This window comes from Massilia oculi, from assembly GCF_003143515.1.
Taxonomy (GTDB): domain Bacteria; phylum Pseudomonadota; class Gammaproteobacteria; order Burkholderiales; family Burkholderiaceae_D; genus Telluria; species Telluria oculi.
Map to the genome: position 1 here is coordinate 5,717,636 of NZ_CP029343.1, position 13,666 is coordinate 5,731,301.

The following is a 13,666-nucleotide window of genomic DNA, read 5'->3' on the forward strand; positions in this document are numbered from 1 at the left end:
TGCCATGGCCCGAGCACTTCTTCCCGAAGACCTGTGGACCCTTATCGCAGCTCGTCTTCCAACCCGTCATCCGTCACCTACAGGCGGCCGCCGGCGCATCGATGATCGCGCGGCTTTGACTGAAATCCTGTTTGATCTCAAGACTGGAATACCGTGGGAGTACCTGCCGCGCGAACTCGGCTGCGGCAGTGGCATGAGTTGCTGGCGTCGCCTTCACGAATGGATGCTAGCGGGCGTTTGGCAGCGCATCCACGAGGCGATTCTTCGGCGGCTCCGCGAGCGCGACCAGATCATGTGGGATCGAGCTTGCGTTGACGCTGCAAGCATACCGGCACCGGCTTGAGGCGAGCAGACGGGCCGAAATCCAACTGATCGCGGCAAATTCGGCTGCAAACACCATTGCTGGTGGATGAGCGTGGCTTTCCTTATGGCCCAGATCTCGAGCGCACAGGTGCACGACTCGCGCTTCCTCATCCCGCTGGTGGAGTCAATCCCAGCAGTTAAGGGGCTGGCAGGCCGCGCCCGCAAACGTCCAGGCAAGCTGCATGCCGATCGAGCGTATGCTTCGAGAGCCCATCGGGCTTGGCTGCGCAATCTGGGCGTGGCCGCTCGTGTAGCGCTCTACGGCGTCGCGTCGCGCGAACGTTGGGTTGGCTACACCGCTTCCGCAGATTGCGCATTCGGCATGAGCGGCGAGCAGATGTGCGCCAGGCTTTCCTGTCGCTTGCCTGCTCGCTCATCTGTTGGCGGTACGTCGAGAGGTTTTGTGAGGCGCTCTTAGTCGTCAGACGGCGGTGACGTCGTCACGCCACCATACCTGGTTGCGTCCGCTCTGCTTGGCGCGGTACAGCTGGGCATCGGCCGCCTCGAACAGCTCGGCTTGCTCTTCCTGCCCGTCCGGATCGAGCGTGGCGCCGCCGATACTCACCGTCAGCAGCGGCGCCACGCCCGACGCCTCGTGCGCGATGTTCAGGGCTGCGACCGCCTCGCGCACCCCTTCGGCCATCCGGTGCGCATCGTGCGCGTCGGTGCCGGGCATCAGGAGCAGCAATTCCTCGCCGCCGTAGCGCGCCGCCAGGTCGCCAGGACGGCGCATGGCGGCTCCGGCCACCCGCGCCACCGAGCGCAGCGCGCGGTCGCCGGCCGGGTGGCCATAGCGGTCGTTGTACTGCTTGAAGGCGTCGATGTCGAGCAGGGCCAGCGACAGCGGCCGTCCCGAACGCCGCGCGCGCTGCCATTCGAGGCTGTACATCTCGTCGAAGCGGCGGCGGTTGGCCAGTTCGGTCAGGCCGTCGATGTTCGCCAGCCGTTCCAGCATGCGGCGCTGGCGCTGCACCTGCAGATGCAATGCCACGCGCGCCATCACCACGGTCTGGTTGAAGGGCTTGACGATATAGTCCGAGGCGCCCATCTTGAGGCCGTTGGCCTCGTCCTCGGGACGGTCCAGGCCCGAGATGAAGATCACCGGGATGTGGGCCGTCTGCGGGTCGTCGCGCAGGCTGCGCAGCACCTGGTAGCCGTCCATGTCGGGCATCATCACGTCGAGCAGGATCAGGTCGGGCAGGTGGCGCGCCGCGCGCTCCAGGGTCTGGGCGCCGTTACGGGCCAGCAGCACCGTGTATTCGGGCTTGAGCAGTTCGCCCAGCACTTCGCGATTGATGGCGTCGTCGTCCGCCACCAGGACCTTATGGTTCTCCACTACGTTCATCGGCTACTTTCGAGGCTGAGGCTGTGACTGAGATCGAGCTGCGCCGCCAGCGCGGACAGCGGCGCCAGCGCGGCAGCATACTCGATATCGGCGACAGCGCGCCGCACGCCATCGAGCGCGGCGTCGTACAGGTTCGGGTCGATGCTGGCCGCGAGCAGCGCTTCGAGCCCGGCCAGCGCGTCCTCGGCGCGCGCATCGTCGGCGCGCAGGTGGCCCTCGAGGCGGGCGATGACCGCCGCCAGGGCCCCGGGATCGCCCGGTTTGGGCAGGGTGGCGGCGGCCAGCTGGGCCAGGGCCGCCAGTACCGATTCGGCGGCCGCGACCAGGGCCGGCACCTGGACGCCGACCCGTTCCAGCTGGCCGGCGCGCAGGTCCTGCTCGAGCCGGCTGGCGGCGCCGGCCAGCGCGAAGGCGCCGACATAGACCGCGCTCGACTTCAGGTTGTGCGCCAGCGCCTGCAGGCGCGCATGGTCGCCTGCGGCCAGCGCTTCGCGCAGGATGCGCGGGGCGCCGGCGTATTCGCGTACGAAGCTGCCGGCGCGCTTTTCCAGCCGCCCGCGCTGCCCGTCGACCTTGTCCAGGGCCAGGCGCCAGTCGATGCCGGGCACCGCCGGCAATGGCGCTGCGGGAGCCGGGTCGTGGTCCGCGAACTGCGCTGCCGGCTGGACGGCGGCCTGGAACCCCTGGGGCGCCAGGCGTCCTTCCAGGCGCGCCGGGTCGATCCACTTGAGCAGGGTGCAGAACAGCAGGTCGGGGTCGACCGGCTTGGTCACGTGGTCGTTCATGCCGGCCAGGCGGCTCAGCGCGCGATCGCTGGCCAGCGCGTGCGCGGTCATGGCCACGACCGGCAGTTCGCGCAGCCGTGCATCGAGGCGGATCTCGCGGGTGGCCGTGAGGCCGTCCATCTCGGGCATCTGGATGTCCATCAGCACCAGGTCGTAGTCGCCGGCGCGCGCCATGCGCACCGCTTCCACGCCGTTGAAGGCGACGTCCACCTGCATGCGGGCGGCGGCCATGAATTCCAGCGCCACCTCGCGGTTGTTGGCGTTGTCCTCGGCGAGCAGGATGCGCGCGCCGTCCAGGCGCGGCAGGTCGGGCATCGCCGGCAAATAGGTTTCCATGGTTTCGATGGGGCCGAGCTGCGGGTGCAGGGCTTGCAGCAGGCTGTGATGGAGCAGGGCGGGACCGACCGGCTTGTGCAGGAAGGCGTCGACCGGCAGTTCGCCTTCCTCTTCCATCACGGTCTCGCGGGTGCAGGCCGAGATCATCAGGATTGCGGGCGGAGGGCGGTCGCGCCCGTGTTCCTGCCCGCAGCTGGGGATGCTGCGGATGCGGCGGATCGTTTCCATCCCGTCCAGCCCCGGCATCACGTAGTCCATCAGCACGACCTGATAGGGCTGGCCGGCGGCGTCGGCGCGGTCCAGCAGCGCCAGGCAATCCTCGCCCGAGGCCGCCGTGTCGGCGCGCACGCCCAGGCCGGCCAGCATCTCGGACAGCGCGCCGCGGGCGCTGGCGCTGTCGTCCACCACGAGCGCGCGCACGTCCTGCAGCAGGGACGGTCTCAGGGCGCCGTCGGCGGCCTGGCCGTCGGCGATCCCGAGCGGCACGCTGAAGCTGAAGCAGCTGCCCTTGCGCGGCGCGCTGCGCACCGCGATGTCGCCACCCATGAGCTCCACCAGCTGACGCGAGATCGACAGCCCAAGGCCGGTGCCGCCATACTTGCGGGTGGTCGAGCTGTCGGCCTGGCTGAACGACTGGAACAGGCGTCCGATCGCTTCCTCGGTCATGCCGATCCCGGTGTCGCTGACCGAGAACGCCAGGGTCACGCGCCCAGCCACGTTCCTGGCCGCTTCGACCGCCACCACGATCTCGCCATGCTCGGTGAACTTGACGGCGTTGCCGGTCAGGTTGATCAACACCTGGCCCAGGCGCAGCGGGTCCCCGACCAGGCGAGAGGGCACGCCGGGCCCGACCCGGAACACCAGCTCGAGTCCTTTGGCCTCGGCCTTCACGGCGGTCAGGCTGGACAGGTGTTCGAGCAGCTCGTTCAGGTCAAACTGCACTTCCTCGAGATGCAGTTTGCCGGCTTCGATTCGCGAGAAGTCGAGGATGTCGTTGATGATCGCCATCAGGTGTTCGCTCGCGCCGAGGATCTTGCCCAGGTAGTTGCGCAGGGCCGGCGCCGGTTCGCTCATCAGGGCCAGCCGGCTCATGCCGATGATGGCGTTCATCGGGGTACGGATCTCGTGGCTCATATTGGCCAGGAACTCGGATTTCATGCGGGTGCTGGCTTCGGCGCGCAGCATCGCGTCGCGGATGGCCTTGGTGCGCAGGCCCAGGATGCGCATGAAGACCAGCATGTCGAAGGTGCTGCCGAACACCAGCGCATGCATGGTCCAGAAATTGGCCGGCAGCCTGCCGTTGATCAGCTGGGCGGTGATCAGCGCGCAGGCGAAGGCGCCGGCCCAGCCGATCAGGAAGCAGGTGCCGACCATGTCGCCGCTCCGGGCGCGGCGGAAGGCGCCGGGCAGGCCGAGCAGCATCGGCAGGATGCCGAGCGTGCCGACGATCATGACCAGGTGGCGATGGCTGATCAGGCCGAAGCCGAAGCCCAGCGCCGTCACCACGCACAGGACCGCCAGCGTCTTCATCAGGAGACTGAAGATGCGGTCGCGCCCGGGGCGGGCCAGCGACTGCTCGACGAACAGGTAGGCGCCGCACGAGGCGAGAATCGAGGCGAGGCCGGCGCCGCGTTCGAGCAGCCAGACGTTGCCGGGCCAGACATACTGGCCGGCGATGCCGAACCAGGCGGCCGAATACACGGTCACCCCGGCCGCCAGCAGCGCGTATTTGCCGAACAGGTGGTCGCGCAGCGTGATCCACTGCCCGATCGCATACAGGAACAGGGTGATGCGCAGGCCCAGCAACAATCCCTGGAGGATCTGCTCGCCCAGCGCCTCGGGCAGCACGGCATGCGGCTGCATGAAGGTGATCGGCAGGATCTTGGGGCCCACCGAGCGCACGCGCAGCAAGACCGTGTAGTCGGCGCCGGGCGTCAGGCGCAGCAGGGCGCCCGGCACCCGTCCGGCGAGGGATTCGCCGGACGGCGCCTGCATGCGGCCCAGGCTGGCGATCTTCTCCAGGCCCTCGGGACGGGCCAGGTGAACGTCCAGTTCGTCGAGCAGGGCGTAGTCGACCTGCAGCACCCAGCCATTGGTGGCGTCCTTCGGCACCGTCACCGGGATGCGCAGCCAGGTGGTCCCGGGCAGCATGCCCAGGCTGGCGTAGGCGGTGCGCGGCCGCTCGAAGCGCTCCGGCGCTGCCAGAGCGGCCGCCGCATCGAGGCGGTTGTCCGGGTCGTGCAGCACGGTCACGGCCGGCCAGGCCTCGATCACCTGGGCGTCGCGCGCCAGCTGCAGCGGCGCCGCCTGCGCCCGCAGCGCGCAGAGGATCGATAGTGCGAGCAGCAGCGCGAGCGCCATCGCCAGGCGCAGGCGCGCGCCAGGGGCCGGGAGCTGCGGGACAGATGGCGTGGGCGTCATGGATCTTTCGGTGGAGGCGGCAGGCGAACCGCCCGGCAGTCTAGCAGGAAGGCCCTGCCGTGGACAGTGCCAGTACGGCCCTGGACGGGCGCGACCCGGCGCGCGGTAGCGCCGCGCGGTACTGGGGATGAAAGGCGCGATGAGCGGCGTGCCGCGTGCGCTTCAGGCACTGCCCTCGGCCTGGGGCGCACTCTCGGCCCCGATCCGCCGCGCCAGGCGTGCCAGCGGCGCCAGTGCGGCGCCGTATTCGACCTCGTCGATCGCGCGCCGCAGCGGCGCCAGGTCGTGCGCATGGGGGCCGGCGGCGAGCAGCGATTCGAGCTGGTCGAGCGCGTCCTCGGCGCGGGCATCGTCGGCGCGCAGCCAGGCCTCGAGGCGGGCGAGCACCTCCGCCAGCGCCTGCGGATCGGATGGCTGCTGCCGGCCGGCGGCAGCCACCTGGGCCAGGCCGGCCAGCACCGGTTCGGCGGCGGCGATCAGCGCCGGCACCTGAACCCCGATCCGTTCATGCAGTCCGGCGCGCAGGTCCTGGTCGAGGCGTCCGGCGGCGGCGGACAGCTCGAAGGCGCCGATATAGGCCGCGCTCGACTTGAGGTTGTGCGCCAGCGACTGCATGCGCGCATGGTCGCCGCCGTTCAGGGCCTCGCGCAGGATGTCGGGCGCGTTGCCGTACTCGCGCACGAAACTGCCGGCGCGTTTCTCGAGCCGGCTGCGCTGGCCGTCGACGTGGTCCAGGGCCAGGCCCCAGTCGAGTCCCGGCACGGCCGGCAGGGCATGCGCGCCGCTCGCCGGCCCCGCCGTGTCCGCTCCTCGCCGTGAAGCCTGCGGGACCGGGCGGCCGGCCAGGCGGGCCGGGTCGATCCACTTGAGCAGGGTGCAGAACAGCAGGTCGGGGTCGATCGGCTTGCTCACGTGGTCGTTCATGCCGGCCAGACGGCTCTGCGCGCGGTCGCTGGCCATCGCGTGGGCCGTCATGGCCACGATCGGCAGCGTGCGCAGGCGCGGATCGAGGCGGATCTCGCGCGTGGCGGCGTGGCCGTCCAGCTCCGGCATCTGGATGTCCATCAGCACCAGGTCGTAGTCGCCCTCGCGCGCCATGCGCACCGCTTCCACGCCGTTGAAGGCGACGTCGACCTGCATGCGCGCGGCCGCCATGAAGTCGAGCGCGACCTCGCGGTTATTGGCGTTGTCCTCGGCCAGCAGGATGCGCGCCCCGTCCAGGCGCGGCAGGTCGGCCATGATGCCCGGCGGCGTACGGTCGCCGCCTTCGTTGACGCCGGCCTCGGCCGGCGCGCTGTGCGGATGCAGTACCTGCAGCATGCTGTGGTACAGCAGCGCCGGCCCGACCGGCTTGTTGATGAAGGCGTCGACCGGCAGTTCCCCGGCCGTCTCCAGCACTGCCTCGCGGCCGACGGCCGACACCATCAGGATCGCCGGCGGGGTGGCCCCGACCACATAGGCGGGGATGCGGCGGATGGTGGCGATGCCATCCAGGTCGGGCATCAGGTAATCCATCAGCACGATCTGGTAGGGACGGCCTTCCGCCTGCGCCGCCGCCAGCATGCGCAGGCATTCCTCGCCCGAGGCGGCGCTGTCGGCCTGCGCGCCGAAGGTGTCCAGCATCTCGGCCAGCGCGGCGCGCGCGCTGGCGCTGTCGTCGACCACCAGCGCGCGCAGGTCGGTCAGGATCGCCGGGCGCAGCGCGCCGGCGCCGCCCTGGCCGTCGTCGAGCCCGAGCGGGACGGTGAAGGTGAAGCAGCTGCCGGCGCCGGGCGTGCTCTGGACCGAGATCCGTCCGCCCATCAGCTCGACCAGCTGGCGCGAGATCGACAGGCCCAGGCCGGTGCCGCCGTATTGACGGGTGGTCGAGCTGTCGGCCTGGGTGAAGGAATCGAACAGGTATTCGAGCTGGCCGGCGGTCATGCCGATGCCGGTGTCGCTGACCGAGAACGCCAGCATCACCCGGCCGTCGCCCGCCGCATCCGGACGGGCTTCCACCGCGACCACGATCTCGCCGCTTTCGGTGAACTTGACCGCATTGCCGGTCAGGTTGATCAGCACCTGGCCCAGGCGCAGCGGATCGCCCACCAGCCGTTGCGGCACCCCGGGGGCGACCCGGAACACAAGTTCGATGCCCTTGGCGTCGGTCTTCACCCCGAGCAGGTTCGACAGCTGTTCGAGCATCTCGTCGAGCGAGAACGGCACCGCCTCCACCGACATCTTGCCGGCCGCGATCTTCGAATGGTCGAGGATGTCGTTGATGATGCCCAGCAGGTGTTCGCCGGCGCCGAGGATCTTGGCAAGGTAGTTGCGCAGCTTGGGATTCGGATCGGCCATCAGGGCCAGCCGGCTCATGCCGATGATGGCGTTCATCGGGGTGCGGATCTCGTGGCTCATATTGGCCAGGAACTCGGACTTCATGCGCGCCTCGGTCTCGGCGCGCTGCATCGCCGCGCGCAGCGCCTTGGCGCGCAGGCTCAGGATGCGCATGAAGACCAGCATGTCGAAGGTGATCCCCAGCTGCAGCGAGTGGGCGGTCCAGAAATTGACCGGCACCTCGCCGGCGGCGAGCAGGGTCTGGGTGATCGTGCCGCCGTAGCTGGCCACCCAGCTGACCAGGAAATAGGCGCCGATCGCGTCGCGTTCGCGCATGCGCCGGAATGCCGCCGGCACGCCGAGCAGCATCGGTACCGCGCCGACGGTGGAGGTGATGACGATCATCGGCAGGTGCGTGATCCAGTCGAAGGCCCAGGCCACGCCGGTCAGCGCGCAGATCGCCGCGCCGCTGCGCATGACGATCCGGAACTTGCGGTCGCGCCCGGGGCGCGCCATGATCTGCTCGACGAACAGGTAGGCGCCGACCGAGCCGATCATCGACGAGATCCCCATCATGTGCTCGCTGAGCCACAGGTGGTCGCGCCACAGGAACTGCTCGGCGGTGCCGTACCAGGTCGCGAGGTAGACGGTCAGGCCGCCGATGAACAGCGCATACTTGAGGAACAGGCCATCGCGCAGGGTGACCCACTGGCCAAGGCTGTACAGCACCAGGCAGGCGGCGATGCCGAACAGCAGGCCCTGCAGCATCTGTTCCATGAGCGAGGCCCGGTGGAAGGCGTCCTGCTGGAAGAAGGTGACCGGCAGCAGCTTCGGACCGCGTGACTGGACCCGCGCCAGCAAGGTGTAGTCATGGCCCGGCGTGAGCTCGAGCGCGATCGCCGGCACCCGGCCCTTGAGCGCGCCGTCCATGTCCTGGCGCCGGCCGGTGGCCGCCAGCTTGCGCAGCCCGGCGCCATCGACCAGGTAGACGTCGAGGTATTCCAGCAGCGCGACGTCGAACTGCACCACCCAGTGCGCAGGGGCGCCGGGCGCGACCCGGAACGGAATCCGGATCCAGCTCGGAGCCGGATTCAGGCCCAGGGTGCCAGCCGCCTTGTCGGGCGCCGTGAAGCGTTCCGGCGCGGCCAGGGCGCCGGCCGCATCCAGGGTCTTGCTGGTGTCGCGCAGCAGGCTCGCCGCGGGCCAGCCTTCGACCGCCGGGGTGTCGGCGGCCAGGACTGCCGGGGCAGCGGCGAGCGCGCCGGAGGACAGGAAGAGGCAGAGCGCCAGGCCGAGGAAAAAGGACAGGGCGCGCATGCTCAGGCCGCCTGTTTGTCCGCATCGGCGCCGGCGTCCGCGGCGCGGGGCGAACGATGCCCGGCCAGCCGTGCTTCAAGCCGGTTCATCCAGCGCGGCGCGCGCGGGTCGTGACGCCACTGGCCGAGCGCATCCTGCACCTGGCCAAGCAGCGCATTGGGCAGGCGCAGGGGCCGGGTCTGGTCCATCAGGAAGCGGGTGACGAGCCGGTAGCCGAAGGCGCGCGTAAGCATGCGGCTGATCGAGAAGCCCGGCACCGCGAGGCGCACGGTGGCGTCGATGGCGCGCACCAGGGCCAGGCCGCCCGTGAACACGAGCCGCGACAACAGAGGCTGGCGCCGGTTCAGTCCCAGGTCGGCGCTGGCGTCGCGCCCGCACAGGTGGCGCGTGAGCAGGGTCGGGAAGGGCTTGAACAGGCGCAGCGGAATGTCGTTTTCCATGGCGCGCATCAGCGCGGCCGCCAGGGCCGGGCGCGGGTCCGGCGCGCGCACCAGCGCGCGTCCGTGCGCCTGGATGTCCAGGAATGCCCGCTGCGCCTGCGCCATGGTATCCGGCATCAAGCTGCGATCGATACCCAGCAGGTGACCGAGGACGTTCCAGGCATGCAGGTAGTCTTCCTCGTCCTGGCGCTCCAGGCCCAGGCCCAGCTTGCGCAGGCTGCGCAGGAACACATAGTGGAAGGTCAGCAGGGTGTAGGCCAGCTCTTCCTGGTTGCACGGCAGGCCGTTGCGCGCGGTGTCCCAGCCGTGGGCATACAGCGTGTGATAGATGCCGCCGCCGGCTGGCAGGAGCGGCCGTACGGGACCTGCGCCGAGCGAGTCCTCGGGAGAGCCGCGCAGGATCAGGTGGCGGATGGTGGCGTGGATCAGCCTGACCTTCAGCGCCTGCGCCACGCCGGCGCCCTCGCTGGAGGTCAGCCCGCCAGCGAGCATGACGGGGAAGATCATGGCGGCGGTGGCGCGCACCCGGTAGTCGGTGTGCGCCTCGAGCTGGCCGGCCGCATGCAGCACGGCCGACAGGTCGGGCAGCACATAGCATTCGGGCAGGCTGGCGCAGAACAGCAGGGTGCAGGACAGCATGCTCATGTCCATGAACAGGCTTTCCGCGCGCGCGATGCGCTCCGGCGCGGCCCACTCGGGGAGCGCCAGGCAGGCGGACAGGTAATCCTTCAGCGCCGCCGCGGCGCGCGGATCGAGGCCGGGCCCGGGCTGCCAGCGCGCCAGGCCGCCATTGCTGTCCCAGCGCGCCGGCTCGCGATTGACCGCGGCGATGCGTTCGGCCAGCTGCTGCGGACCCTCGGCCCCGGCCAGCATGCCGGCGACGGCAAGATCGGCGGGCGGATCGGCGCGCATGGATGGGGATGGCAGATCGGGTGCGTCGCGGTGCATATGGTCTCCTGGTACGGTCGTTGGAATGCCGCTCCGGGTCAGAAGCGCAGGTCCAGGCGCAGGTCGGCGGTGCGCGGCGCCGTCGGCGTGGCCATGCCGAAGCTGTCGATCAGCGACGGACGCACCGCGTTCTCGAGATTGCGCACCCGCGCCAGCAGACTCCAGTTCCCCGCCGCCGGCTGGTAGCGCAGGGTGGCGTCGGTCGTGGTGTGCGCCGGGATCCGGTACTCGAGCAGGTTGCTGGGGATCGTGATCGCGTAATCGGCGCTGCGACGCGAGAACACGCCGGCGTCCACCTGCCCGCCCTGCAGCCGGAAGCGGTGCTCGTAGCCCAGGGTGTAGACGTGGCTCGGCGCGCGGTCCAGCTTGCGTCCGGCCCAGGACACGCCGACGTTCGGGTGGTAGGCCGCGTAATGGGCGTCGAGGAAGGTGGCGCCGTAGCGCAGGCGGCCATTGGCGCCGACACGCAGCTCGCCGTCCAGCTCCAGTCCGCGCGAGCGAGCCTGGCCGGCATTGCCGGTCAGGAGGCGCGGCGCGCCCGAGACGATCGCATTGCTGCTCAGTTGCAGATTGGTGTAGTCGTAGTAGAAGGCGGCGGCATCGAAGCTCAGGCGCCCATCGAGCAGGCGCGACTTGAGGCCGGCCTCCCAGGCGCGCAATTCCTCGGGCTGGTAATACAGGTAGTCCTGCTCGACCGCGGCGGCGGCCGGGCAGGCGACGCCGCCGACGTTGGCGCCGGCCACGCAGCCGTCGTTGAAGCCGCCGGCCTTGTAACCGGTCGCGAGGCTGCCGTACAGCAGCGCGCCCGGCGCCACGTCGACTTCCACGCCCAGGCGCCAGGTGGTGCGCGAGGTCGACAGCTCGGCGGCGTTTGGCAGGCGGCGGTCGGTGGCCGGATTGAACACTGGTCCCTGCTGGAAGTCGGTCGAGCCGACGCGGTCCTTGTCGTCCTCGGTGCGGCGCGCGCCGGCCGTCAGGCGCAGCGCGTCCAGCACGCGCCAGGTCAGTTGGCCGAAGACAGCTTTGCTCTGCGCCCGGGTGTGCAGCGGGAACGAATAATACGGCGGCAGGCCGACCGGCCGCAGGCCCTGGAAGGCGTACGAGGTGTTGGAGTCTTCGCTGAAGTAATACAGGCCGGCCTGTGCGCTGAGCGGACCGCCCTCATCCGTTGCGATGCGCAGCTCGTGCGAATCCTGCTCGTTGTGGCCATCGTAGTCGTTGACCACGCCGAGGGCCAGCGTCGGGGCCACGCGATAATAATAGTTCTGGCGGATCGCCTGGTCCAGCTTGCGGTGCGAGCCCAGGTAATACACGGTCGCCGGGCCCAGGTCCCAGCTCAGGTCAGCCGACAGGCCGCGCGCGCGGCGGTCGTGCCAGCCCTGCACCGGGGTCATGTTCGGCGGGCGAAAACTGTTCGTCAGGCGTTCGTCGGTGGTGCTGTCGCGCCACACCGGGCGGCCGCTGGCCACGCCGCTGAAGAAGTTGGTGTCGGGGACGATGCGGTCGTTGTTGCCCTCGGTCTCGCCGTGGTCGTAGCGCACCACCACGGTGGCGTCGCGGTTCAGCTTGAGTTTGGCGCTCAGGCGCGCATCGCGTTCGTCGCGGTCCATGCCGGACGGTGCGGCGTGCCCTGGCCGTTCTTCAGGAACGGGTCCTGGCGCAGCTGGCTGACGGCGGCGCGCAGCGACAGCGCCTCGCTGACGGGGACGTTGATCACCCCGTCGACCTTGCGCCGGCCATACGTGCCCATCTCCAGTCCGAGCGCGCCTTCGAGCAGGTCGGTCGGGGCGTTCGAGATCACGTTGATGAGGCCAGCGGTGGTGTTGCGGCCGTACAGGGTGCCTTGCGGGCCGCGCAATACTTCGATGCGGTCGACGTCGAGCAGGTTGGCGCTCTGGCCGGCCGGACGGGCGATGTAGACGCCGTCGAGCATGAAGGCGGCCGACGGATCGCCCTTGTCGGTGGTGTCGTTGTTGCTGATGCCGCGGATGGTCACGCGCAGTCCCGAGAAGGCCTGGTCGATATGCACATTGGGCAGGCGCGGGCCGATATCGGCCGGACTGATGGCGCCGAGATCGCGCAGCTGCTCGCCGCTGACGACGCTGACCGCGACCGGGGTGCGCGAGGCCAGCGAGGCGGTGCGCTGGGCGGTGACGACGACTTCGGGCAGCGCCGCGCCGTCCTCCTGGGTGGAGGGAAGCTGCTGGGCGTGGGCGATGTTGCAGACGATACCGGACACTGCCGCGACCAGCAGCTTGTGCGCTGGGCGGACCTGCTTTGCTTTCATGTAGACGACTCCTGTGTAGACCGATGCTTACCCGTCCTGGGTAGAACATCCTCTTATTGTTCTTTTTAGAAAATAAAATTGCGTCAGAGGATGCAAATCCTGCCAGTCTAGCAGGTCGTTACTACAGGAAATAGTCTCCTATGAAGATATTGAACAAAAGTGCGACCAGATTGCAACGCTGCCCGCTGCGTTCTGATCGAACGATTAATTCAACGGATCTGATTGTCTTGCGTAAAACCTATCGCATTGTCTTGCCGTGTCCAAGCCGGACGTACGCGTGACGGAGGGGGCGGTGCGTAACAGATACCGATCGAGGTGCCAGCGCCGTTCTTGTATCGCGATGATGGAGGCCATGTCGCTTTGCGCCATCAATGCATGACGCGTGTTCGCCGGCAGCATCAGGCGCGCCGAGTCCTACAGGATGCCAGGTCGCTCGCCTATTGCCGCCGCGGGCCAGGCGGCTAAGATGGGACACATATCATTGAACATGAGGAGATCGCCATGTCGACGCAAAACGAAAGCAAGGACGTGAAGGGACGCAGCTGGGACCAGGTCACCGACGGCACCACCAGCGTGGCAACGATGGGTGCCGGATCCACGGGAGAGGTCGGCGCCAGCGCCGAGCGCAAGGATCCGGCCCAGCGCCAGCACGATGGCGCAATGCAGCAAGGCGGTCAGGGAAGCCAGGCCGGCCGCACCGACGACCTGCTGGCCGGGGGCGCGAACGACGAGCAGTCGGACCGGGGTTTCCAGGGTGGCGGCAACCGTCAGTCGGGCGCTGCAGGGAATCGGGATACTGCGCGCCAGAATGAGGCGGGCGCCGCCGATGCCGACGACGACGAGTACGACCAGGGGACGGCGCGCCGTCAGCCTTGACTGGCCGGGCGCGCCAGGCGGTAGGGCACGTGGCGCGCCAGCCGGTGGTCGGGCGCCAGGGCAGGATGGTCGAAGTCTTTCTTCGGGGGCGCGCCGCACGCCCAGAGCACGATGGCGACAAGCGCGATCGCATCTCGCGCGGCAGGCGGCAAAGCCGCAGCGGGCGCGCCGAACCCTGCACGCATACCGACACTCGTCGCTTTTTGATAACTAACGGCAAGTTTGTGTCAAA

Annotated in this window: 8 protein-coding genes and 1 pseudogene; 2 read left to right on the plus strand and 7 right to left on the minus strand. The window is 69.3% G+C overall.

Features of this window, described 5'->3' with window-relative positions:
* The first annotated feature begins 4 nt into the window (after window positions 1-4).
* A pseudogene (locus DIR46_RS25575) lies at window positions 5-798 on the plus strand (IS5 family transposase).
* Here DIR46_RS25575 and DIR46_RS25580 read toward each other — a convergent pair.
* The 6 genes from DIR46_RS25580 to DIR46_RS27530 form a co-directional block, all read right to left on the minus strand.
* Window positions 785-1,708: a diguanylate cyclase domain-containing protein gene (locus tag DIR46_RS25580; protein ID WP_109347749.1), complete on the minus strand. Its 924-nt coding sequence runs from the start codon at window positions 1,706-1,708 to the stop codon at window positions 785-787. The pseudogene DIR46_RS25575 and the gene DIR46_RS25580 sit on opposite strands and share 14 nt — an antisense overlap.
* Window positions 1,705-5,250 (minus strand): hybrid sensor histidine kinase/response regulator, encoded by a 3,546-nt coding sequence (locus tag DIR46_RS25585; RefSeq protein WP_109347750.1) that lies wholly within the window; start codon window positions 5,248-5,250, stop codon window positions 1,705-1,707. The genes DIR46_RS25580 and DIR46_RS25585 overlap by 4 nt, the downstream gene beginning before the upstream one ends.
* Before the next feature lie 162 nt (window positions 5,251-5,412).
* Complete coding sequence (locus tag DIR46_RS25590; protein ID WP_109347751.1) at window positions 5,413-8,883, minus strand: hybrid sensor histidine kinase/response regulator; 3,471 nt, start codon at window positions 8,881-8,883, stop codon at window positions 5,413-5,415.
* A 2-nt stretch (window positions 8,884-8,885) separates the two neighbouring features.
* On the minus strand, window positions 8,886-10,271 hold the full coding sequence (locus DIR46_RS25595; protein WP_109347752.1) for an oxygenase MpaB family protein: 1,386 nt from the start codon (window positions 10,269-10,271) through the stop codon (window positions 8,886-8,888).
* A gap of 38 nt (window positions 10,272-10,309) precedes the next feature.
* The gene (locus DIR46_RS25600) at window positions 10,310-11,881 is read right to left on the minus strand and encodes a TonB-dependent receptor (RefSeq protein WP_229446426.1); all 1,572 of its coding nucleotides are present in this window, start codon (window positions 11,879-11,881) and stop codon (window positions 10,310-10,312) included.
* On the minus strand, window positions 11,851-12,558 hold the full coding sequence (locus DIR46_RS27530; protein WP_229446427.1) for a TonB-dependent receptor: 708 nt from the start codon (window positions 12,556-12,558) through the stop codon (window positions 11,851-11,853). The genes DIR46_RS25600 and DIR46_RS27530 overlap by 31 nt, the downstream gene beginning before the upstream one ends.
* 501 nt (window positions 12,559-13,059) lie before the next feature.
* Here DIR46_RS27530 and DIR46_RS25605 point away from each other — a divergent pair.
* Window positions 13,060-13,434, plus strand: a complete 375-nt coding sequence (locus DIR46_RS25605) for a hypothetical protein (protein ID WP_109347753.1) — start codon at window positions 13,060-13,062, stop codon at window positions 13,432-13,434.
* Here DIR46_RS25605 and DIR46_RS27005 read toward each other — a convergent pair.
* Entirely contained in the window at window positions 13,425-13,619 is a 195-nt protein-coding gene (locus DIR46_RS27005) for a hypothetical protein (protein ID WP_205289044.1), read from the minus strand. The two genes, DIR46_RS25605 and DIR46_RS27005, sit on opposite strands and share 10 nt — an antisense overlap.
* Between the last annotated feature and the right edge of the window lie 47 nt (window positions 13,620-13,666).

What these genes read in the sequence shown, in the direction of transcription:
- DIR46_RS25590 (WP_109347751.1), bottom strand. Translation starts at nt 8,883, where the DNA reads ATGCGCGCCCTGTCCTTTTTCCTCGGCCTGGCGCTCTGCCTCTTCCTG.
- DIR46_RS25595 (WP_109347752.1), bottom strand. Translation starts at nt 10,271, where the DNA reads ATGCACCGCGACGCACCCGATCTGCCATCCCCATCCATGCGCGCCGAT.
- DIR46_RS25585 (WP_109347750.1), bottom strand. Translation starts at nt 5,250, where the DNA reads ATGACGCCCACGCCATCTGTCCCGCAGCTCCCGGCCCCTGGCGCGCGC.
- DIR46_RS25600 (WP_229446426.1), bottom strand. Translation starts at nt 11,881, where the DNA reads ATGGACCGCGACGAACGCGATGCGCGCCTGAGCGCCAAACTCAAGCTG.
- DIR46_RS27005 (WP_205289044.1), bottom strand. Translation starts at nt 13,619, where the DNA reads ATGCGTGCAGGGTTCGGCGCGCCCGCTGCGGCTTTGCCGCCTGCCGCG.
- DIR46_RS25605 (WP_109347753.1), top strand. Translation starts at nt 13,060, where the DNA reads ATGTCGACGCAAAACGAAAGCAAGGACGTGAAGGGACGCAGCTGGGAC.
- DIR46_RS25580 (WP_109347749.1), bottom strand. Translation starts at nt 1,708, where the DNA reads ATGAACGTAGTGGAGAACCATAAGGTCCTGGTGGCGGACGACGACGCC.
- DIR46_RS27530 (WP_229446427.1), bottom strand. Translation starts at nt 12,558, where the DNA reads ATGAAAGCAAAGCAGGTCCGCCCAGCGCACAAGCTGCTGGTCGCGGCA.